This window comes from Streptomyces sp. NPDC003379, assembly GCF_053589195.1.
In genome coordinates, this window is record NZ_JBSFRK010000008.1 from 121,018 (window position 1) to 144,068 (window position 23,051).

The window sequence follows — 23,051 nt, forward strand, 5'->3', positions numbered from 1 at the left end:
GGGGGTCGGGCAGTGTGGCTGAGGACGAGTCGCTGGCTGTCTGCGGTCTGAGTAGGTTGTGGGAGCGGACACGCGGCGACCGCCGGATCAGAGTCGCCGTGGTCGACGGATCCGTCGACGCGGATCACGCGGCCTTCGCGGGAGGGTCCCTCACTTCCCTTGCCGGGATCTGGCCGCAAGGCGATTTCGGCGACTTGAGCGCGGTCCACGGGACGATGGTGGCCAGTGTGCTGTTCGGTCAGCATGGTGGCCCGGTGCCCGGCGTCGCCCCGGGATGCACGGGGATCAGCGTGCCCGTGTTCACCAACACCCGTACAAAGGTCTCGCAGGTAGAACTCGCACGTGCCCTGGAGTACGCGGTGTCCGCCGGGGCGCATGTGGTCAACGTGAGCGGTGGCCAGCTGAGTTCGTCCGGTGGAGCGGGAACGTTGCTTGACACCGCTGTCCGACGCTGCCGGGAGAGCAACGTCCTTGTCGTGGCCGCCACGGGCAACGATGGACGCCCAGGAATCCATGTGCCGGCCAGTCTGCCTTCGGTCCTGGCTGTGGGAGCACTGGGCAACACCGGATGCCCCATGGCCTGCAGCAACTGGGACACCGCGTATCGGCAGCACGGCATCACGGCGCCGGGTGAGGACATCCTGTGCGCCCTTCCCGGGGGAGGCACAGGTCGGCGAAGCGGCACCAGTCTGGCCGCTCCGATCGTGGCCGGCAGCGCCGCACTGCTGCTGAGCATGCAGGTGCAATCCGGGCGGAGACCGGACCCACTCGGTGTCGGGGCGGTTCTGTTGGCCAGCGCTGATCCGTGTCCGCAACCCCACTCCGCGCTCTGCGTCCGATACCTCGCCGGAAGCCTCAACCTGGAAAGAGCAGTGGAAGCCATGGCCGATGACCAGTTGCATCTTCCCGACGCCACCGATGACACAGAGCGTGCCTCGCCATCGTGCCGGTGCTGGGACGACAGCTCTGGGGCGGGCCAGGCGGGCCCTGCTAGGGACGTTGGCACCGGCTCTGTATCCCTCGCGGCAGCCATCCCCCCGGTCTCTGCCACCTGTTCGAGGAGTGCGGAGGCGGCGGGCTTCCCTGACATGCCGAGCGACATTCCATGGACTCCTTTGGTCTACGCCATCGGCACGCTCGGCTACGACTTCGGGACGGAGGCACGGCGTGACGCCTTCAGGCAGGTCATGGACGCGCCGCCGGGGGACGGTCACGTAGCGCACGCCAATCCCTACGACGTGCGGAGGATGGTCGACCACCTACTGGCCTCTCCGTCGGAGGCTTCCGCCCTCATGTGGGTTCTCAGCCTGGAGATGACCCCGGTGTACGCCATCGAGCCCGTGGGTGCCTACGCGGCCGACGTTCACAGCAGGTTCGTGCGGCTGCTGGCCGCAGGGGCGGCCGACGCCGACGACCACATCGAGCGCATCGCGCTCCCGGGGCGGCTGAGCGGCCGTACCGTCAGGCTGTTCAGTGGCCAGACGGTGCCTGTGGTGGAGGTCGAGCACCCGCGCGGCCTTTGCGGCTGGGAGGTGAACCGCCTGGCCGAGGCGGCCATCCAATCCGCAGCAGCGCAGTCCGCGACCGCCGACACAGCGACGATCCGCACGTCGTTGCGCGAGTTCTTGACCAGGGTGTACTTCGACCTGCGCAACCTGGGCGCGACCTCACGCGACCGCGCATTGAACTTCGCCGCCACCAACGCCTTCCAGATCACGCAGAGCCTCAGCGGGGCCCTCGCCGCCGGTATGGCGCTGGACTCCATCCACGTGGAGAAGAGCCCGTTCGGCCGACAAGACAGCGACTGCTGGGACATCAAGCTCCGCTTCTTCGATCCGGAGAACAGTCGGCGTGCCAAACGGGTGTACCGCTTCACCGTCGACGTCAGCGACGTACTCCCCGTCTCCGTAGGAGAGGTACGGGCGTGGCCGGAGAGCTGATCGACGAACCGGACCAACCGGCGTTGCTGCCCAGCCAGTCCCCGCCGGTGCCCCGGGCATCCCCCCCTCGATCTGAACGAACGGCACCGGACATGCCACTGCACTCCGGTCCCGCTTCCGTCGTCCACGACCCGCCGGCCTTCCTCCTCCCCGACCACAACCGCATGCGCCTCTCCACCCAGCAGCCCCCGGCTGCGCCACCTCACCGCGACATCACCCGCGCGCGTACCGCGGGCACCGCCGTGGAGCGGCGCTCATGACGAAAATCGAGGCCATTCCCGGCATTGCAGAGCTTTGGCAACACACCACAGGAGACCCCAGCGTGGTCATCGGGGTGGTTGAGGGGCCGCCTGACCTGGCACATCCGTGTTTCGACGGCGCGGACCTGACAGTCATCCGTCCCAGTTGGCTACCCGCGGGCCCCGTCCACCCTCTCGCCCGGGAACACGGCACCTTCACGGCCAGCATCCTCTTCGGCCGGCACGGCACTTCGGCCGCCGGCCTCACCCCGCGCTGCCGAGGTGTCCTGGTTCCCGCCCTGCGAGACCAGCACACCGTACTAGACCCTTTGAACGCGGCCCGCGCCATCGACACCCTGGTACAGGCGGGAGCCCACATCATCCACTTCACTGCCGCCCAGCCCACTCGCTCCCAGGGAGTCGACCCTCTGCTCGCCCAGGCGATCGACGCCGCAACCCGCGGCGGTGTGCTGGTCATCGCACCGACCGGCAACGACTACGGCCGCAACTACGTCGTACCTGGGATCCTGCCCCAAGTCCTGGCAGTCGGCGCCCACCGTGACAACGGCCACGTGTTCCAGTACAGCAACTGGGGCCCACCATTTCGCCACCACGGCATCGTCGCACCGGGCGCAGCCCTGCGCGCAGCGGTCCCCGGCGGCGGGACCACCACCCACCAGGGCACCAGCATCGCCACCCCCATCGTCAGCGGTGTAGCAGCGCTGCTGGCAAGCCTCCAGCAGCAACACGGCGTACACGTGGACACACAGGTGATCCGCAACGCACTGCTCGGCACCGCTCAGTCAACCGCCTCCGAACAAGCCCAGGGAGACGCGGCGCGCTGCCTGGCAGGAAGGCTCGACGTACCGGCAGCGACCCGTTCAGTGCTCCGGTCGGTACGTCGCTCGACAAGCACGAGCCCGCACAGTCCCGCGTCGCGTCCCGTAACACCAGCGCTGCGCCCCCTCGTCTACGCGACAGGCACCCTGGCTCCTGCTGCCCGCCTCCCTGATGAGCCCCTGGCTCCCCGAATGCGAATGCCCCATGACCGGCACGGAACCGACGCCTCGCTCCACGGCGGCACCCGTGCGCCCTCCTTGACCCTCGACCGGGACGGCGTCCCCCTCTATGCCCTGCGGACGGTGGGCCCCTTCGCGCCGCGCGGTATGCACCTCCTGCGGCGGCTCTTGGCGGAGCAGAGCGGCACATACGGCGGCTGGGTATGTGTACCTGGCCGACTGAGCGGTCAGAGCGTCACCGTGGCCTCCGGCCGCAGTGTCCCCGTGGTGGACATCGAGCTTCCACGGGGAGTGCACCACTGTGATCCCGAACGGGCCTTTCCCTCCTGCGGTGACAGCCACCGAAGCAGCCGAGCGCTGCACGACCTGTTTGCGTGGCTTTCCCGCAAGCTGCGCAACCCCGGGTTGTCCGCACGTCACCGGGCCCTGAACTTCGCCGTCAGCGCCGCACTGCAGCCACATTCCGCACTCACCTACGCCACCGCCCACGGACACGTCCTGCAGCACATCGACGTGGACAAGAGCAGGCTGCACCGTACGGGCGGGGATTGCTGGGACGTCGCCTTCCGGCTCGTCAATCACGAAAGCGGTCCTGACGCACCCGCTCTGTGCCGGCTCACCGTGGATGTCGGCAGCCCACTGCCCTCAGCCGTGCGCCAGGCAATCGCCTGGCACTGTCACCACCACAACCGGAGTACGCCATGACCGCACACCCTCAAGCGTCCCCTTCCACCGCTGGCGAACTGCACGTCCCGTGGAACCTCGTCGTGCCGGAAGCCGACATCCACCTCGTCGGATACGGCATGCGCCTGCCCAACGACCTCACTCTCGAGGCGCTGGCAGTGCTGAAACGCTGCAACCGCGTCTTCGGTATCCCCCCGCTGCACGCGCCCGACTTCGGATTGCCGCCCATGGAGAACCTCTTCACGCACTACGGTAGCCAGAAGGAGCGACTGGAGACCTACCAGGAGTGGCTCGACATCGTGCTCGACGCCGCCGCAGCCACTCCTCCCGTGGCCCTCGCGACCTATGGCAGCGCCATGGTAGGCACACTGGTCAGCCACCGCCTTCTTGCGCAAGCACCGACTCGTGGTCTGACTGTCCACGTCACCCACGCAGCCTCACACCTGGACAGCATCTGGGCCGACCTCAACATCGAGCCCTTCTTCGGCTTCGAAGTATGGGAAGCCACCGTCTTCGTCCACCGTCGGGTGCGGCCGAACACCGACGCCAACCTGGTCCTGCCCCAAGCCCCCGTATTCGGTGTCCAACACGGACCTGACATGCGAACGGAACCCCGCATGGAGACCAGCACCACCATGACCGAACTGCGCGACCACCTCCTTCGCTTCTACCCTCCTGACCACGTCGTGCACTACGTCCACGCCAGCTCCGGCACCAGCACGGCCGGACCCTCCGTGCAACCGCTGCCCCTCTCCGACCTCGATCACCCCAGTGCGCACACCATGAGCACGCTCTGCGTCCCCCGCCTCAGCGCGGCGACCTCTCCCCTCGACTTCATGCAGGGCTGAAGCCCTGGCCAACCACAGGCAGATGCGATGACCTTCGTCCGGGGTGCGGAATCTTCGCTGCGGCATGACGGTCGTACTCCATCTCGGGCCGGTGGCGGTGAGGCAGCCGTCGTGGAGTTCGCGGCGCGGCCGACCAGGCTGGCCCGACGGTATGCGGCTGCTGAGTCTGGGCCCGTTCGACGGCACTGCCGTCATCACCCGCCTCGGACGTGCAGAGATAAACGCTGGCCCACCTCGGCCTCCTGGCTGACCTCTACCGGCGCCTGCCCCGGACTATGGAGCTGATGACTCCGTCGCCTCCACGCGGGATGACATTCAGCTCTGCACGTATGGGAGTTCAGCAACGAGGATACGAAGAAGCATGCCCGCGCCCGGGGAGCGGTCCAGGCGGGCGGCGTGACCGGCCGCCTCGGCCGGCCAGAAGCACGAGGTTGCGACGAGGGTCGCGCCCACTGTTGCGCTGCTGCCGCACTGCCCAAGAGCGACGGTGGGGTCGTTGATGGGTCGTGAAGACCACGACGGCCGCGGCTGCGGCACTCCTGTCAGGCCTGGCCTTGCTCCCGGTGACGCTGGACGCCGGCTCCGCGCAGGCCCGGCCACTTAGCCTCGGCCCGCCCATATCCCCGCAGCTCCCATGGCGGGCATGCTCAAGGGCAGCCAGGCGTCTCCTGGCACGACTACCAGGCGGAGAAGGACCTGGACACCAACCGGGTGTTCTGCGGGGTCAAGGGCTCGGACATGGACTTGAGCCGGATCACGGCCGTGCAGGGCCTGACGAGGACCGAATGGACCTGGATCGGGCGGCCTTCCGGAAGATCTCCGGACAGGACGCCGGTCTGGCCGACGCCACATGGGACCCGGCTGACCCTTCCTTCGGGAAGGGCATCATCAAGAGCGGGCACTACGACCTGCCGGGCTTGCGGAAGTGGGTGTGTGACTCCTCCGGCTGCCGGTAGCAGCGCCACCATAGGGGCAGATCGCTGAACCGTTGCCCCATCCCGCCAAGCCTGCCTCCGTCTCACCCACCGTTGGCCGGTTCGCACGTCAGGGGCAAGGTGCGTGAGGCAGCTGACGACGGTGCTGTGGTCAGTACAGCGTGGTCAGTACAGCAGGGAGGCGGAGTGTGTCACAGCCTGTTGCCGCTCTGGTGTCGTGTACGCGAAGTTGAGGACCGTACGGCGCAGGCCGGGTCGGCGCAGAGGAGTGACGCGATGGGCCGTGGTGTCGCTGCGCAGGAGGTAGCCGTCACCGGGCCGGTGGTGGGCCAGTCTGGCGGCGTCGGTCCGGAGGATGTTCAGGTTGACGGTGTGGGGGGCGTATTCCAGGAGTCCGCCGTGGGCGGGGTCGGCCGCGGCTTCGGTGAACAGCACCAGGGCCAGGGGGTAGTCGTCGGTGTGAGCTCCGTGGGTATCGCCTTGCTGGTGGAGGCTGTTGATGACGTGGCGTTCGAGGGGGTCGCTCACTGGGACGGCCTGAAGGCCCGCGATCCGGCTGAGAAGGTCGAGCAGATGCTCGTCGCGGTACAGCTGTGGGATCAGTTCGGAGTCTCGGGCGATGGCGTTGCCGCCGAGGGTGGTCATGTGCCGGGGTGACCGGTCCATGCATTCCATGGAGAAGTCCCGTCGTACGGCGAGTTTTCCCAGCCGTCTCACCTCGCTGTCGAGGACCGGCAGCACCTCAGGCGGCACCAGTGCGGGCAGGGGCAGGTAGCCGTCGGCGGCGAAGCGGTCGTGCAGGACACGGGTGTACTCGGGTAAGGACAGCACGGACACGCTTTACCCGGCTTCGTCCCCAACCATGTCGCCCCATCGCGCACGGGCGTCGTGGACGGCTTCGCCGTGGCCCTCCGCGGCAATGTGAATCTTGGTGCGGCATCGCCATGGGCGGCAGCCGCGCACTGACCTTCGGCCTCCCCCTTTTGAAGGGATCGGCGGGGGCGGTGGAGCCCGAGGTGCTCCTGCGGCGTGCTGGTGAGCGCGCGTGATGGTGGAGTCGACGTTGATGTTCCAGTCGATGCCGCCTTCGGCGTCAGCGTCGGCGGCGGACTGAACGTGCCGCAGGAGCCTGTCCCAGGTGCCGTCGGCCGACCACAGCAAGTGCCGCTTGTGGACGGTCTTCCACGGGCCGAAGCGTTCGGGCAGCCCCCGCCACTGCACCCCGGTGCCCACCGAGGGGTCGGTCGCACGGCGGCGCAGTGAGGTGATGGCGCGGTGCCGACTGTGCACGAAGGAGCCGTGCTCGGGTCAGCACGAGTGGGTACTCCAGCTCCACGGCGGTCGGTGCTCGGGCCCGGGCAGGCCACCGTGATCGAGCAGCCGCTCCGACAGCAGTACCCGCCGATGGTCCTCGATCATGATGTCAAAGTCATGACATGGCTTGAGAGATGGCCGAAGAGGCACCCTTGACAGCCCTCAGCCAGTTGAACCACCTGCGACACGCTTCATGGCTTGTTAACGCCGAGTTCCACGAGGTGTGCACGGGCTCTCGCACCACAACGGTTAGCATCACGTCATGATGACGACCCGGTCGCCTTTCGGCGTACGACGTACCGGCTGCGCGCCGCGTACGTCGCGCCTGTGGTGGCTGGGTGCCCTCCTCCTCGCTGTGCTCTACGCACACGGCATCGGGGTGGAAGGCGCGTCGGCGCACACAACCCCGGCGATAGTGACCTCCTCCATCGCCGTGGACCGCGCCTCTGAATCGGCTGCGGGGCACGCCGACACTTCCGAGCCCGCCAGCGACGGCTCCCGCGGCCACGGCCACGACGAAGGCTCTTCCCACGCTGCGGGCGAGTGCCTCTCCGGGCAGCCTCAGGACGGCCCGTCCCTCGCGGCGCCCTGCGTCTCGGCTCTGGGTTCGGCCTTCGAGTACGGCGGCCCGGGCGGCGGGATCACCTCCTCGGGCGGCTCCGGGCCTGAGGCCCATGCCCCGCCACCCTCCCAGCAGGCAGCGGTCCTTCGGACCTAGGTCCGACAGCAGCCCCAGTCGGCCGTCATCGGCGCGCGAACCGCTCCTCGTTCGCTCCGCTGTGTACGTGTTTGCCACGCGACGGCCCCGCCTGCCATCTCACCGATCCTTGACCGCTGTCCTCCGCTCCGTCGTGTTCTTCGCGCGGGCTCGGGCAGCCGTGCGGAGCCGCTGTGCTGTCGTTCCTCCCGCGTCATCCGGTCCCCCAAGCGCCGCCCTGGACCCGTCACTTCGTCGCCATTGTCTTCGCCGTACTGCTGGCGAGCGCCCTCGCCTGTCCGCACCATCTGACCGCGGCAGGTGACGGGCACGGGCCCGGCGTGCGGCCGCTCAGCGCCGTGGAGGCGTCGTCGACGGATGGGTTCGTATCTCGTCAGGCGCTGGATGATTCGCCTACCTGCTCGTCCGATCGTGGCGGAGACAGCAGGACCGCTCCGCGCAACACCGGCGGACCTCCCCGTGACGCGCCATCCAGCACCGGAGTGACCGCGGCGACGACGCGCCCGTCCTGCGGACTCACGCAGGTCAGAACGGCCTACGCCGCGACCTCCAGAACAACGCTCATCGCCGTCTGTCGGTGGCGCATATAGGGCTCGTCTCCGCGGCCGTGAACACACGGCCGCCGCCCGCACCGCGGTGCGCGCGCCGAACCCCGCACCGGACACGCCGACTTCGACGAGAGCGAAACGATGCACTCCCTGATCACCACCGATGCGCCCGCCACACGAACAGCCATCTCCGGGCTGGTCGGCAACACACCGGTCCTGCACATGTCCGAGCCGCTGACCCCGCAAGGGCACGGTTTCTGGGCCAAGTTGGAGGGCTGCAACCCCGGCGGCATAAAGGACCGTCCCGGCCTGCACATGGTCGAACGCGCACGGAGCCGCGGCGAACTGGTGCCCGGCGGCCGGATCATCGAATCGACCAGCGGCACTTTGGGCCTCGGCCTGGCGCTCGCCGGCATGGTGTACGGGCACCCCGTCACCCTGGTCACCGACCCCGGTCTTGAGCCGTCCATGACCCGGCTTCTCGCCGCCTACGGCGCCCAGGTCGATGTGGTCGGCGAGCCGCACCCCGAGGGTGGCTGGCAGCAGGCCCGCCGCGACCGCGTGACCGAACTGCTCACCGAGTACACCGGGTCCTGGTGCCCGGATCAGTACAACAACCCCGACAACACCACCGCCTATACCCCGCTCGCCCTTGAGCTCGCCGCCCAGCTCGGCCATGTCGACGTACTGGTGTGCAGTGTCGGCACCGGCGGACACTCCGCGGGCGTGTCCCGCGTACTGCGGCAGCTCTATCCGGACCTGCGCGTCGTCGGTGTCGACACCATCGGCTCGACGATCTTCGGCCAGCCCGCGCGGTCGCGTCTCATGCGCGGCCTCGGTTCCAGCATCTACCCCCGCAACGTGGCGTACGAGAACTTCGACGAGGTGCACTGGGTCGCCCCGGCCGAGGCGGTGTGGACCTGCCGCCAGCTCGCCTCCTCGCACTACACGACCGGCGGCTGGAGTGTCGGCGCGGTCGCCCTCGCGGCCGGCTGGATGGCCAGGACCCTGCCCGCCGACACCCGTATCGCAGCCGTCTTCCCCGACGGCCCGCAGCGCTACCTCGGGACGGTGTACGACGACGAGTACTGCGAGGCCCACGGCCTGCTGGACCACCCCCCGGCTGCCGAACCCGATGAGATCTCGCGGCCTGACGACAAGGAAGTCACCCGCTGGACCCGGTGCACGGACGTCGTCGACCCGCTGACCCTGGCCGCCGCGACCGAGGACGTCCGATGAAGGGCACCCTGCGGCAGGTCAGAACGTACGAGCGCAGCGTGCAGCTGCTGATGGTGAATCAGTTCACCATCAACCTGGGCTTCTACATGCTGATGCCGTACCTGGCCGCGCATCTGTCGGGCTCGCTCGGCCTCGCCGGATGGGTGGTCGGGCTGGTCCTGGGGGTACGGAACTTCACGCAACAGGGCATGTTCCTGGTGGGCGGTACGCTCGCCGACCGGTTCGGGTACAAGCCTCTGATCATCGCTGGATGTGTCCTTCGTACCGTCGGGTTCGCAACGCTCGGCCTGGTCGACTCGCTGCCCGCGCTACTGGCCGCCTCGGCGGCAACCGGTCTTGCCGGAGCACTGTTCAATCCGGCCGTCCGCGCCTACCTCGCGGTGGACTCGGGCGATCGCCGAGTTGAGGCCTTCGCGCTGTTCAACGTCTTCTACCAGGCCGGCATCCTGCTCGGCCCTCTGGTCGGCATGATGCTGACGGCCGTGGACTTCCGCACCACCTGCCTGGTGTCCGCGGGCATCTTCGCGCTCCTGAGCGCGGTCCAGGTACGTGCGCTTCCCGCGCGCCGGGCCGCCGACAAGAGCACCGGCGTGGGCACGGAGCGGGCGGGCGTGCTGGCGCAGTGGCGCGCGATGGTGGCCAACCGGCCTTTCCTGCTCTTCTCCGTGGCCATGATCGGCTCGTACGTCCTCTCCTTCCAGGTCTACCTGGCGCTGCCGCTGGAGGTACGCCGGCTGGGAGGCGCCGGAGAGGCCGGCACAGCGGCGACGGCTCTGCTCTTCGCCGTCTCCGGGCTCACCACCATCGTCTTTCAGACACGCGTGACAGCCTGGTGCAAGGAGCGGATGGAGCCTGGGCGGGCGCTCACATGGGGGCTCGTCACCATGGGCGCGGCTTTCGTGCCGCTCCTCGCCGTGATGCCGTTGCCCGTGCCGGACGGCGGCCCAGGACGCTGGCTGCTCGCGGCAGTGCCGCCGGCGCTCTCGGCCCTTCTGCTCGCAGTGGGCACGATGATCGCGTACCCCTTCGAGATGGACACCATCGTCCGCCTCTGCGGGGACCGCCTCGTCGCCACCCACTACGGGCTCTACAGCACCATCTGCGGCATCGGCATCACCCTGGGGAACCTGCTGACCGGCGCCGCACTCGACACGGCCCGGGAAGCGGGCCTTCCCGCGCTGCCCTGGCTAGCGCTCCTGGCGCTCGGCCTCGCCTGCGCCGTGGCCCTCAACGGCCTGCACCGCAGCGGACGGCTGACACCGGCTGCCCCCGACAGCCGGCCCGTCATCGCGTAACACGCCGCGTCCCGCGGCTGAGGGGCGGACGAACCGCTCCGCCCCTCGGCTCCGCCATGTCCTCGTACTTCAGGAGGCCCCTCCGGCCCCCTGACCCTCACGACGCGGCAAGGGGGAGGGGCCTGGCGTCGAACGGGCGTCACGGCCGCCGGCCAGCGCCCTGGCTGAGGCGTTCCCTGGGCTGGGCGTTCCGGCCAACTCCGCACCGGCCCACTGCCTCCAGCATGCGAAAGTGGACGCGAGGCGCAAAGCCAGCTCGGCGTCGAACCGGAAGTCCGCGTCGCCGAGGCGGTCACCGAGCAGTTCATCGAGCTGACGCAGCCGGTGGCGCGCGGTCTGGGGGTGGATCCCCAGTGCCGCGGCGACCTCTGGCGCGGACCGGCTCCAGGAGGCGAGCAGGGCACGGAGCGTCTCCTCAAGGCGTTTGGCCTTGCTCGGAGAGAGTCCTTCAAGGGTGCCGATCAGCCGTTCGACCACCAATTCGCTGATGGGCTCGCCTGCCAGCAGAATGAGGTCGGTCAGATGTGATTCAGCCTTCACCAGAGACTGGTCGCCGGGAAGGTGGCCTCGGCGAATATGGTGCACGGTCAGGCGGGCACAGTGCAGCGACAGCCACGCCTTCGCCAGGGGAACCGCGGGGCCCACGACCGTACGTCTGTCCGGAAATGCCGCCCGCAGGCGGTGCTCCCGTTCGAGCTGACCCGTGGCCGGGAAGACCGCACGCAGTTCGGTGCCGCGCGTGACGTACAGCACGTCGTCGAACTGTCCGAGCGGTGGCATGGCTTGGTTCTCCACGACCAGACAGGAGACCCGGTCGGGCAGCGGCCACCGCGCTTTGTCGGCCAGGACCTCCAGTGGAGTGCCCTCGTCCCCGTATCGCTGCAGGAGGCGCTCGGCCAACGCGCGGCGATGATGGGCGACCTCGTCGGTGCTCACCGCCTTGGCCTCGGCATAGCCCTTGGTCGACTCGTTGGCCAAGGCGTTGATGTGGACCAGCACCGCCTCGCCCAGGCGCAGCACCGCCGAGAGCGGCAGATCGGCCTGACGGGCGAAGTCGACGTAGCGTCGGCAGGCGACCTGCGCCCCGACGCGGTACGCCTCCTGCAGGTGGTCGAGGTCGCGGCCGGCGAAGAACTCCGTGCGGCCGAGTCCGCGGAAGTATGCGGCAGCTTGGTCCTGCGGCCGGCTGGGGTACTCGATGAGTTCCACGAACTGGTACACGGCGCGCCGGACCGCGCCCACCAAGTCGCGTCCGACGTAGGAATCGAGTGGACTGCGGTAGCTGGCCACGGTGTGCTGAATGGCCTCGATCATCTCGGCGGCGATGGTGTCCAGCCGGGGCCGCAGCACATGGGCCATCTCGACCGGCAACTCCAGCCAAGGGTCGTGGGCCGAGACGTTGTTCCTTCCCACTCGGAGCACCTCCAGCCGACACGGTGTGGTCTCCTGCACACAGCTTCTTCTCACGAACCGAGCCCTTGGGCAAGAGTGGGCCAGGACCGGTGCAACGCGCGTTCCCAGTACGGCCAATCATGTGTGCCGTTTCCGTAGAAATCACTGGTCACCGTAATTCCGTTGTCACGGACCTTTTCGACGAATTCCTGGGACGTACCCAGAGCTGCGGGTTCGAGCGCGTCCGCGCCCTCGTCCGGTGCGAGATCACCAGGCCGACCGTTTCCGGACGAGACGTAGAGCGGCTTCCCGCGCAGTGGTTCGGTGTTGTCGTACGGATTGTGGGACCGCCACACCTCCTTGGTCCAGCGCTCTTCGCCCCACAGGGCCGTCCAGTTCCAGAACCCTTCCCGAACGAGGATGGTCTTTATCAGTCCGGGCACGCCGAAGGAGAGCGTGTTGAGCATTCCGCTGTAGGAGGCGGCGGCCCCGAAGAGGTCCGGGTGCCGGAACGCGTAGTGCATGGCGCCGAATCCGCCGATGGACAGGCCGGCCACGGACCGCTGGGTGCCCGCCCGGTAGTTGCGTTCGAGGATCTGCCGCGTCTCGGTCACGTGAAAGGTTTCCCAATCGGGCTGGGAACCCAGACCGTAGTTCCACCAGGCCGTGTACATTCCGGCCGCGCCGTCGGAGGGCATGACGACCATCACCTCCTTGTCGGCGGTGAACTTCTCGACGTCGGTGAACTGGGTCCATGAGCGGTAGTCGGCCGGTTCGCAGCAGCCGTGCAGCAGCCACAGGGTCGGCCAGGTCCGGTCGGATCGGCTGTCCCAGCCCTCGGGGAGAAGGACCCGGACCATCGCTCGCCGGCCGAGTGCGGGCGAGCTGATCTCCAGGTCAAGGGTGCGGTCGTCGATACGGGTCTCGCGCACGACGCCGGCGCCGTCGTCGGCGCGCACGGACGCGGCGGCCTCCGCGGCGGGGGCGGCGCCGGGGGTGAGAAGGCTCCCGGCCAGTGCGGCGGCCAGGAGTGCCACGACTGCCGTACGACGTCCGCGCACAGACTTCATTGCTCGTTCCTTCCATGGGGGGCGGGAGTCACAGCGGGATGTTCCCGTGCTTGCGCTCGGGGAGCCGTCTGCGTTTCGAGCGGAGCGAGCGAAGCGCCCGCGCCACCTCGACGCGCGTCGTCGCCGGGCGTATGACGCGGTCGACGTAGCCTCGCTCGGCCGCCGCGTACGGCGACGCCGCCCTGGCCCGGTAGTCGTCCACCAGTGCTTGTCGGACCTGGTCACGGTCGCCTTCATCGGCCTCACGCAGAGTGCGACGGTGCAGGATGGCGACGGCGCCCTCGGCGCCCATGACCGCGATCTCCGCCGTTGGCCAGGCGAGGTTGATGTCGGCTCCCAGGTGTTTGGAGCCCATGACCGCGTAGCCGCCCCCGTAGGCTTTGCGGACCACCACGGTCACCTTCGGAACAGTCGCCTCCGCATACGCGTAGACGAGTTTCGCTCCGCGTCGGATGACGCCCGCCCGCTCCTGGGCCGCTCCGGGCAGGTAGCCGGGGACGTCGGCCAGGGTGAGCAGCGGGATACCGAAGGCGTCGCAGAACCGAATGAAGCGGGCCGCCTTCTCGGAGGCGTCGATGTCGATGACTCCGGCCATGTGGCGGGGCTGATTCGCCACGACGCCGACCGTGTCGCCCTCGATGCGGGCGAATGCGCAGAGCATGTTGGGCGCGAAGCCGTCGTGCACTTCGAGGAATTCGCGGTCGTCGGCGAGGGTGGCGACGAGTTTGCGCATGTCGTACGACTGGTTGGGGTCGCCGGGGACGAGAGAGTCCAGCGCCCGGTCGGTGACAGTGAGCTCGTCGCCGGCGGCGGATGGGTAAGTGGGAGCGGCATCCACGTTGTTGGCCGGGAGGTAGCCCAGCAGGGTCCGGACCCAGTCGACGGCGTCGTGCTCGTCGCCGGCTCGGTAGTGGGCGTTGCCGGACACCGTGCTGTTGACGGCGGCGCCGCCGAGGTCGGCGGCGCTGACGCGTTCCCCGGTGACGGCGGCGACGACGTCGGGTCCGGTGACGAACATGTGCGCCGTCTCGTCGGCCATCACGGTGAAGTCGGTGAGGGCCGGGGTGTAGACCGCCCCGCCCGCGCAAGGCCCGAGGATCAGCGAGATCTGCGGCACCACGCCGGAAGCGGCGACGTTGCGCATGGCGATCTCGGCGTAGTACGCCAGCGACGCCACCCCCTCTTGTATGCGGGCCCCGCCGGAGTCGTTGATGCCCACGATCGGGCACCCGATGTCGAGGGCCCGGTCCATCACCTTGATGACCTTCTCGCCGAAGACCTCGCCGAGGCTGCCGCCCAGGATGCTGAAGTCCTGGGAGAACACGCAGATGGGGCGTCCCCCCACAGTGGCTTGGCCGGTCACCACGCCGTCGCCGTAGGGGCGGTTGCCCGACATGCCGAAGTCGGTGCAGCGGTGCCGGGCGAAGCGGTCGAACTCGCTGAAGGAGCCTGCGTCGACCAGCAGGTCGATCCGCTCGCGCGCGGTCAACTTGCCCTTGGAGTGCTGGCGTTCGACCGCGTTCTTCTCATTGACTCGCAGGACCTCCTCGTCGCGTGCGAGCAGGTCCGCGATGCCCAAGGAGGTGCTGTCGGGGTTGCCGTCATGCACGGTGGCCTCCTGTGACGCGTGTGTTCCGCTCCAGTTCGAAGGCCAGCCGTTGTGCGACGACGTCGATGTGGGGCGGATCGATCATGGAGATGTGGTCTCCGGGGACGTGTACGACTTCGAGGTCGGAGCAGGTGGCTCCCCAGCCCAGGGCGGTGTCCGTGCGCAGATAGCGTGGGTCCAGCGAGGTGGTGAGGGGGTGCGGTTCGGCGGCGCGGAAGAGCAGGACCGGGCCCGTGTACGGCTCCGGCCGGTAGCCCTCGGCGATGCGTGCGTCGACGTAGGAGGTGTACTGGTGGCGCAGGACGGCCTGTCCCATCTCCGGCACCCGCTCGCGGATGCGTGCCATGACCTGGTCGAACAGGTCGAGGTCAGTCCCGTTGCCGTTGCCGTTGCCGTTGCCGTTGCCGGGAACGTCCAGACCGAGCGGCACGCCGTAGGTGTGCTCGATGTGCTCGGCGAACCGCGCGACCCGGGCGAGGCGTGCCTTCTCGATGTCGTCGGTGGGCAGGGGGAGGATGGAGTCGATCAGGAACAACAGGTCGACCTCGGCCCCGGCGGCGGTCAGTTGCCGCGCGACCTCGTATGCCAGGCAGCCGCCGAAGGACCATCCCCCGAGCCGGTAGGGCCCGTCCGGGCGCAGGCGGCGGATCACGTCGATGTAGGCGGCTGCCTTGTCCTCCATGGCGTCGACGGTGTCGAGCCGCTCCAGCCCGTAGCAGTTCGCCGTCGGGCCGATCTGCTCGACAAGTGGCTGGTAGACCGTTGTGGGCCCGCCCGCCGGGTGGAACAGGAACAGCGCGAGGTCGCGTCCGTGGTCCGCGAGCACGCGTACCGGACCGTTGGTGCCCCCTTCGATGCGGTCGCGCCGGAGGTCGGCGATGGCCGCGATCGTGTCCGTGCCGGTGAGCCGGACCGGGCCGGTGCCGGGCAGACCGGCGGTCAACTCCTGCGCCAGGCGGGTCAGCTCCGACTCCCCGGCTCCTGCGGTGTCCAGCGTGACGTCGACGGTGTGGCCGTGGCCGCCGAGTACGCGACGCCAGTGCCGGGCGACCCAGCGCTCAGCGGTGTCACGCGGTCCTGGTCCCGGCGCCTTCTCGGTACTCGCCCGCTGCCGGGGCCCCGCTGTCGTGCCGGTGGCGAGCCGCTCGGCCAGTGCGGCAGCGAGTTCGGCGGTCGAGGCGCCACGCAGCAGCAGCGGGAGGGGAAGTGGCACCCCGATGTCGCGTTCGACGGTGGAGCGGGCCCGCATGGCGGTGAGCGAGTCAAGACCCAGCGACGTCAGCGGCACATCGGGATCCAGTGCTGCCACATCGACGCGCAGCAGCTCGCCGAACACGGCGAGCAGATGACCGGTGATCGCCTCCGGCGTGTCGTCGACGACCGGCCTCGTCGAAGACTGCGCCGGTGCCGCCCGCTCCACGAGGTAGGCACGGTCCGCCGCTTCGGGGAACAGGGCGCGCACGGCGGTCATGTCCAGCCGGAACACACCGACTTGGGGCACTCCCGCGGCCAGGAGCTCCCCGAGCACGGCAAACCCTTCGTCGGGGCTGAGTCGAGCGGCCGCGGACTCTGCCGTCGCGGCGGCGGCACCGATGCCGGACCAGGCTCCCCAGTGGACGGTCACCACCGGAACGCCCTGGGCCCGCCGGTAGGCGCCGAAGGCGTCGAGCCAGGCGTTCGCGGTGGCGTAGGCGCTCTGCCCCGGGGAACCGAGCAGGGCCGCGGCCGATGAGTAGTCCACCCACCAGTCCAGATCGAGCGCCTCTGTCGCCTCGTGCAGCCGCAGGGCGCCGTCGGCCTTGGCGCGCCAGGCGGCGGCGAGTCGGTCGTCGGTCAGGGAGACCACGGCCGCGTCCGCGAGGGCGCCTGCGGCATGGATCACGCCGCGGACCGGGATACCGTCCGCACTGCCTTCGGCGACCATGCGGCCCGCGGTGTCGGGGTCGGCGATGTCTCCGGTGACCACGGCCACCTCGATGCCCACCGAGCGCATCCGGCCGATGCTCTCGGCCGCGGCGGGCGAGGGGAGCCGGCGGCCTGCGACCACCAGCCGGGTCGCGCCCCGTTCGGCCAGCCACTCGGCGGTGGCCAGGCCGAGGCCGGTGAGGCCGCCGGTGATCAGGTAGGAGCCCGGCCGTACGACGGGTGTGCGCGGGGTGCCCGGCTCGGGCGCCCCGCCCCGCAGCCTGCGCACGTACCGTACGCCGGCGCGCCATGCGACCTCGTCGTCCGGCGCCGACACGAGGATGTCCGCGGCAGCCTCCGCGGCGGCCTGTCCGGTGGGCGCCGCCGGGTCGATGTCCACCAGGGTGGCACGCAGTTCCGGGTGTTCGAAGGCGAGTACGCGGACCAGCGCACGCAGCGCCGCCCGACCCGGGTCCCCTGACTGATCGTCGGTGGTCGAGGCCGCGCCCCGGGTCACCATCCACAGCCGCGGCGGAGCGTCAAGTTCGGCCAGGGTACGGACGACGCCCGCGACAGAGGCGACGAGTGTCCGGGCTGATCGCGGATCGAGCGGTGCGGAAGAGGCGCCGACGGCCAGGACGACGCTGTCACGGCCGGCGGCGTGGGCGGCGGCTTCGTGCGCCGGGGCCAGGTGCACCTTTCCCCCGCGTGCGGTGATCTCGTCGGCGAGCTCGGCCGTCCACGTGGCTCCGTGCTCGAGCAACACGTGAGTGCCCGCCCGCCGCAGCGGCTCGTCGTGCGGCAGCGGTGTCCAGACGGCGTGGTGGCCGAGCCGGTCGAGGCCCAGGGGGACTTCCCCTGCGGGCAGGGGGGCGCATTCGACGGCCTCAAACTCCGCCACCACCTGGTCACGGGCGTCGAGGAGTTGTACGTCTCCTCGGCGGACGGTCCCCTCTCCTGCCGGCGCGAGCCTGGCCCGGACCCGCACCCCGGCGGCAGCGTCACCCATCAGGCGCACCCTGCCGAACCGGACCGGTAGCCACGCCGTGTGTGCGGCCTCGTCGGCGTCGACCGCCGCGGCCAGCGCGTGCAGGCATGCGTCGGCCTGGGCGGGGTGCAGGTGGAACCGGCGCATGCGCAGGTGCTCGGGCACGGCGAGGTCGGCCTGGGCCGTGCCGCCAGAGGTCGTGGCCGTACGCAGCGCACGGAACGCCGGGCCGTAGTGCTGGCCGACGCCGTCGAGACGCGGGTAGAGATCGACCGGGTCGCCGTCGGGCACGGCGAAGGCGTCGGACCGGTTGCCCCGGGCCGGCACGGCGGTGGCTTCGGCCAGCAGGACGTGCCGGTCCCCCGCCGGTCCGTACACGCGCACAGCCAGTCCGGTGCCGGTCCGGCGCCCGCGCAGGCATACCCGTGCGCGCTCGGACAGCGGAAGCATGCGGTGCAGCACCACGTCGTGCACCTCGACAGGACCGAGCACCGACCGTCCGGCGGCGAGCATCAGCTCGATGTGAGCGGTTGCGGGCAGCACCGGTACGCCGTCGACGGTGTGATCGGCCAGCCATGGGTGGTCGGCGAGGCCGACGTCGCCGAACCACACGTGCCCGTCGCCGTCGGGTAGTTCGTTCCCCGCCTCCAGCATGGGATGACCGCCGGCGGGCCGGCTCGCCGGGGCGGGCGAGACCCAGTGTCTGCGGTGTTCCCAGCCCGGCGCGGGCAGGTCGAGCACCACTCGGTCGGGGTGCCGGGCGAGCAGGGCGCCGGGGTGGCCCAGGACGTGGGCGCGCGCCACCGCGGCGGCGAATCCCCCTGTCAAGCGGTCCGGGTCACGGCGTACGGTCGCCAGCGCGTAGGCGGCCGGCTCCCGGCCGGCGGCGGTCTGCTCGACGGCGATCGTCGCGATGGGGTGCGGGGATATCTCGACGAAGCCCCGGTGGCCGTCGTCGAGGGCGGCCGCGACGGCCTGGGTGAACCGGACCGGCCGGCGCAGGTTGGCCACCCAGTAGTCGGCGGCGAAGGCGGCCTCTCCGCGGGGGTCGTCGGTGACGCTGGAGTACAGGGGAATCGTGGGTGCGGCGGAGTGGATCCGCCCGAGGTCGGCGCGGAACCGGCCCAGCAGTGGGTCCACTGCCGCTGAGTGTCCGGCTCCGCCCACGTTCAGTGTCCGTGTCATGCCGCCGCGCGCGTCGACGTGGGCGACCAGGGCGGCGACCTGTTCGCGCGGCCCGCTGACGGTGCACTGTGCCGGGGACGCGTAGACGGCGACGGTGACGGAGGGGAACGTCCCACCCAGCTCGGCGAGTTCGGCCGGTGTCAGTTCGACCACGGCCATCGCCCCGGTGTCGGCGCCCTCGACACCGGCCAGCAGGGCGGAGCGGGCAAGCACCACCCGAAGGCCGTCACGGGCGGTCAGTGCCCCCGCCACGACGGCGGCGGCGATCTCACCGACGGAATGTCCGACCACCGCGCCGGGGGTCACGCCGTGGGCGCGCCACAGCTCGGCCAGCGCTAGCTGCATGCCGAACAGTGCGGGCTGGTGGATCCGGAAGCCCTGGGCCCCCACGTTGTCGCCCAGGGCTTCCGAGAGCAGGAATCCCGCCAGGTCGGCGTAGTCGTCGTCCAGTTCGGAGACCTTGCGGGCGAATTCCGGTTCCTCCTCGAGGAGTCTGGCGCCCATCGCCGGCCACTGAGACCCGTAGCCGGAGAACACGAACACCGGTGCCTTGTCCAGCACAGGGGAGGGCCGCGCGGTGTCCAGCAGTTCGTGGGGGCGACCCGAGGCGAGGGCTCTCAGGGCGGCCAGGACATCGGATCGCTCGGTGGCGACGATCGTCGCGCGGCAGGTGCCGTGGTCGCGGCCGTGGGCCAGCGCGGCGGCCAGCTGATCCGGCCTCACATCCCGCTCGGTCAGCCAGTCGGCGAGCGTTCGGGCGTCGCGGGCGAGCCGGTCGGTGGTCGGGGCCCCCAGCCCGATCACCGCCGGACGCCGCTGCGCTTGCCCGGCCGGTGGTGCGGCGTGCGGCCATTCTTCGACGACGAGGTGGGCGTTCGTGCCGCCGAAACCGAACGCGGACACCCCGGCGCGGGCATGGCCCGAGTAGCGAGGCCACGCGGTGGTCTCGGTGACGACCCGCAGCCGCTCCATGTCGATGTGGGGGTTGGGCTCGGTGTAGTTGCGGCTGGCCGGGATGCGGCCGTGGCGTAGGGCCAGCACGGTCTTGATCAGACCGGCGATGCCCGCGGCTCCCTCCAGGTGGCCGATGTTGCTCTTGACCGAACCGGTGAGCAGCGGTTGGTTGTCGGGGCGGTCGGCGGCGAGGGCCGCCGACAGGGCGGTCGCCTCGATGGGATCGCCGAGCAGGGTGCCGGTCCCGTGCGCTTCCACGTAGTCGACGGTGGACGGCGGGACCCCGGCCGAGGCGTACGCCTGGCGCAGCAGTCGCTGCTGAGCCAGCGGATTGGGGGCCGGCAGCCCGTTGGAGCGGCCGTCGGAGTTCACGGCTCCGCCACGGATCACGGCGAGAACCCGGTCCCCCGCCAGGCGGGCGTCGGCAAGCAGCTTGAGGACGACGACACCGCAGCCCTCGCCGCGGACGATGCCGTCCGCGGCGGCGTCGAACGGTTTGCACCGGCCGTCCGGGGCCAACGCGCCGGCGGCGGCGAACGACGCGCTCACCCCTGGTGTGATCAGCAGGTTGACTCCGCAGGCCAGGGCGGTGTCGGCCTCGTGGAGTGCCAGTGCGCGCGCCGCCTGGTGCACGGCCACCAGTGACGACGAGCACGCGGTGTCGATGGTCATGCTGGGGCCGTGGACGCCAAGGGCGTAGGACAGCCGGTTGGCCGTGATCGAGGCGGCCGCGCCCTGGCTCGACCACGCGTCGACCCTGGTCGCGTCGGCGAGGGTGAGCAGCGAGTACTCGGTGGCCGACAACCCGACATAGACGCCTGTGTCCGTGCCCCGCAGTCGCCCCGGCGGGATTCCGGCGTGGGCCAGGGCCTCCCAGGCGACCTCCAGGAGCAGCCGCTGCTGCGGGTCCATCACTGCGGCCTCTTCGGAGGAGATCCCGAAGAACTCGGCGTCGAACGAGGCGATGTCGGCGAGCACCCCTGCCTGTCGCGGCACGTCGTTGCCTGCCTGTGGCCAGCGCTGTGCGGGGACCTCGCCGACCGCGTCACGGGCCTCGAGCAGGAGCGCCCAGTACTCCTCGGCCGTGGCGGCGCCGGGAACCCGGCACGCCAGGCCCACCACCGCGATCGGCGGGAACTCGGCCGCGCGAGCCTCAGCCGCTTCCTTCGGGCCGGCGGCGTCGGCGAGCACCTTCGCCAGGTCGGTGACCGTGGGCGCGCTCCACAGCAGAGTGGGGGGCAGATCGCGCCCGGTCCGGCGGGCGATGGCGGCGGCGATGGCGACTGTCTGCCGCGAGGACAGCCCGCAGTCACGCAGCGGGCGGGACAGGTCGGCGTCGGTCAGCTCGTGACCCGACTCGGCGCCTACGCGGTTGCGTAGCCAGAGCAGCCACTCGCGCTCGTCGCGCGGCGCGGCCGTCACGACGCGCTCCCCAGGTAGCGTGCCCGGCCACCGGACCGGCTGATCTTGCCGCTGGAAGTACGGGGCAGCTCTCCTGGCTCCAACAGCACCATGTCGTTCAGGCCGATGCCGTGCACGTCGGCGAGCGCGGCCCGCACCGCGGTGATGATGTCGCTGTCGGTGGCTGAGCCCGGCTCTACGCCCTTGGCCCGCTCGGCGAGCAGGACCAGGCGTTCGCCGTCGCCGGTCGGGATTCCGAAGGCTGCCACCGCGTGCCTGCGTATGCCGGGGTGTGCCTGCTCGGCGGTGATCTCCATGTCCTGCGGGTAGTGGTTGCGTCCGTCGATGACCACAAGGTCCTTGATGCGTCCGGTGATGTAGAGGTGGCTGTCGACGACCACGCCGAGATCGCCGGTGCGCAGCCAGCGGCTCTCCCCGTCCTCGACGAAGACGGCCGCTGTCTCCCGAGGCCTGCCCCAATAGCCCAGGCCCACGTTCTCGCCGCTGACCCAGATCTCTCCCACGCGGCCCGCTGCCAGCGGCGCGGCCGTGGCCGGGTCGGTGATCCGTATCCGTTGGTCGGCAGGCAGCCCGCAGCTGACGAGCATGGCCACCGCCTTCTTGCCTACCGGTTCGACGGCGCGTCCAGCCGCGAGGGCGTCGCGGTCGAGGCGGATGACCCGCGGTCCTTCCCCGGCGGGGGAGGCAGACACCAGTACGGTCGCCTCGGCCAGCCCATAGGCGGGGCGGTGAGCCTGGGGCGGCAGGCCGCAGGCGGCGAACGACTCCCGGAACAGCTCGATGTTCCCGGGCAGGACCGGCTCGCTGCCGTCGACCAGCGCGACGACATGGCCGAGGTTCAGCAGCAGGCGATCGGGCTCGGCGACACGCGTCGCGGCATAGGCGTAGGCGAAGCTCGGAGCGGCGGTGATCGCGCCCGGGTTGGCCGACATCGCGCGCAGCCACCGGCCCGGGTCGGCCAGGAACGCCATCGGATCCATCAGCACCGACCGGGTCGCCGACACCACGGGGGCGGTGAGCCCGACGACCAGTCCCATGTCGTGGAACAGCGGCAGCCAGGAGACGTTCACGGTGTGCCCGGACCGCATGCCGAAGGCGTCGACGACCTGCCGGGAGTTCACAAGGACGTTGCGGTGGCTCACCATGACGCCGGCCGGGACCCGGGTGGACCCGGAGGTGTACTGCAGGTAGGCGACGTCGTCGGGGTCGGTCCATGCGCGTTCGGCGAACCGCTCACCGGGGGCGGGCAGAGCGTCGACCGCGACCACTCCGGCGTCGGACAGACCCTCGGTGCCCGCGAACTCCTGCACGGCGTGGACCTCACGCCAGGTGGTGAGCAGCAGGCTCGGCGCGCAGTCGGCGAGTACGGCGGACAACCTCGGCCACTGCCGGGCGTCACCCGGAGGGAAGAGCGGCACCGCGATCAGCCCGGCGCGGATCACTCCGAGGAACGACGCGAGGTAGTCGATCGACTGGGCGCACATCACGGCGACCCGGTCCCCCGCGGACGCCCGGGGCCGGATCCACGCGGCCACGGCGTCGACGCGTGCGTCAAGCTCTCTCCAGGTCACGGTGACAGCTACGCCGTCGCGGACTCGGGAGTGATCGAGGTAGGTGACAGCGGGTTCGTCACCGCGCGATTCGGCAGAACGGCGGAGCAGGCCGGACAGCGGCTCCAGGACCGGGGCGTCGGGGTCGGAGGTGGTGGTGAATTCGGCTCTTTGCAGCTTCATCGGACTCTCAGCAA

General features: G+C 70.3%; 14 protein-coding genes and 1 pseudogene. 8 read left to right on the plus strand and 7 right to left on the minus strand.

The annotated features are described in order from the left end of the window. Window positions 1-14 precede the first annotated feature (14 nt). From ACWDVB_RS10165 to ACWDVB_RS10185, 5 genes are all read left to right on the plus strand, one after another. Entirely contained in the window at window positions 15-1,940 is a 1,926-nt protein-coding gene (locus ACWDVB_RS10165) for a PatA/PatG family cyanobactin maturation protease (RefSeq protein ID WP_451514348.1), read from the plus strand. Window positions 1,941-2,032: 92 nt separating this feature from the next. Beyond that, window positions 2,033-2,200, plus strand: coding sequence for a hypothetical protein (locus ACWDVB_RS10170; protein ID WP_451514347.1), 168 nt, complete (start codon window positions 2,033-2,035; stop codon window positions 2,198-2,200). Further along, window positions 2,197-3,903, plus strand: coding sequence for a S8 family serine peptidase (locus tag ACWDVB_RS10175; RefSeq protein ID WP_451514346.1), 1,707 nt, complete (start codon window positions 2,197-2,199; stop codon window positions 3,901-3,903). The genes ACWDVB_RS10170 and ACWDVB_RS10175 overlap by 4 nt, the downstream gene beginning before the upstream one ends. Window positions 3,904-3,965: 62 nt before the next feature. After that, window positions 3,966-4,730, plus strand: a complete 765-nt coding sequence (locus tag ACWDVB_RS10180; protein WP_451514345.1) for an SAM-dependent methyltransferase — start codon at window positions 3,966-3,968, stop codon at window positions 4,728-4,730. Between the two features lie 785 nt (window positions 4,731-5,515). Further along, window positions 5,516-5,686, plus strand: a complete 171-nt coding sequence (locus tag ACWDVB_RS10185; protein ID WP_451514344.1) for a hypothetical protein — start codon at window positions 5,516-5,518, stop codon at window positions 5,684-5,686. Window positions 5,687-5,830: 144 nt separating this feature from the next. Here ACWDVB_RS10185 and ACWDVB_RS10190 read toward each other — a convergent pair whose 3' ends face one another. Next, entirely contained in the window at window positions 5,831-6,496 is a 666-nt protein-coding gene (locus tag ACWDVB_RS10190) for a HalD/BesD family halogenase (protein ID WP_451514343.1), read from the minus strand. A 75-nt stretch (window positions 6,497-6,571) separates the two neighbouring features. After that, window positions 6,572-6,892: pseudogene (locus tag ACWDVB_RS10195) on the minus strand (transposase); the annotation flags it as partial. 349 nt (window positions 6,893-7,241) lie between these two features. On the opposite strand from ACWDVB_RS10195, the gene ACWDVB_RS10200 reads away from it, so the two are divergent. The 3 genes from ACWDVB_RS10200 (at window position 7,242) to ACWDVB_RS10210 (ending at window position 10,779) form a co-directional block, all read left to right on the plus strand. Then, window positions 7,242-7,697 (plus strand): hypothetical protein, encoded by a 456-nt coding sequence (locus ACWDVB_RS10200; protein WP_451514342.1) that lies wholly within the window; start codon window positions 7,242-7,244, stop codon window positions 7,695-7,697. Window positions 7,698-8,386: 689 nt separating this feature from the next. Beyond that, a complete protein-coding gene (locus ACWDVB_RS10205) occupies window positions 8,387-9,484 on the plus strand; it encodes a PLP-dependent cysteine synthase family protein (protein ID WP_451514341.1) in 1,098 nt (365 codons plus the stop codon). Next, on the plus strand, window positions 9,481-10,779 hold the full coding sequence (locus ACWDVB_RS10210) for an MFS transporter (RefSeq protein ID WP_451514340.1): 1,299 nt from the start codon (window positions 9,481-9,483) through the stop codon (window positions 10,777-10,779). The genes ACWDVB_RS10205 and ACWDVB_RS10210 overlap by 4 nt, the downstream gene beginning before the upstream one ends. Before the next feature lie 69 nt (window positions 10,780-10,848). Here ACWDVB_RS10210 and ACWDVB_RS10215 read toward each other — a convergent pair whose 3' ends face one another. The 5 genes from ACWDVB_RS10215 to ACWDVB_RS10235 are packed head-to-tail and all read right to left on the minus strand — an operon-like array spanning window position 10,849 to window position 23,037. Next, window positions 10,849-12,192 (minus strand): helix-turn-helix domain-containing protein, encoded by a 1,344-nt coding sequence (locus ACWDVB_RS10215; RefSeq protein WP_451514339.1) that lies wholly within the window; start codon window positions 12,190-12,192, stop codon window positions 10,849-10,851. Between the two features lie 50 nt (window positions 12,193-12,242). Then, window positions 12,243-13,241, minus strand: coding sequence for an alpha/beta hydrolase (locus ACWDVB_RS10220; protein WP_451514338.1), 999 nt, complete (start codon window positions 13,239-13,241; stop codon window positions 12,243-12,245). A gap of 28 nt (window positions 13,242-13,269) precedes the next feature. Further along, window positions 13,270-14,850: an acyl-CoA carboxylase subunit beta gene (locus ACWDVB_RS10225; RefSeq protein WP_451514337.1), complete on the minus strand. Its 1,581-nt coding sequence runs from the start codon at window positions 14,848-14,850 to the stop codon at window positions 13,270-13,272. Further along, window positions 14,843-21,304, minus strand: coding sequence for an SDR family NAD(P)-dependent oxidoreductase (locus ACWDVB_RS10230; protein ID WP_451514336.1), 6,462 nt, complete (start codon window positions 21,302-21,304; stop codon window positions 14,843-14,845). The genes ACWDVB_RS10225 and ACWDVB_RS10230 overlap by 8 nt, the downstream gene beginning before the upstream one ends. Further along, window positions 21,301-23,037, minus strand: a complete 1,737-nt coding sequence (locus ACWDVB_RS10235; protein WP_451514335.1) for a fatty acyl-AMP ligase — start codon at window positions 23,035-23,037, stop codon at window positions 21,301-21,303. Before ACWDVB_RS10235 ends, ACWDVB_RS10230 begins: the two co-directional genes overlap by 4 nt. Window positions 23,038-23,051: the final 14 nt, after the last annotated feature.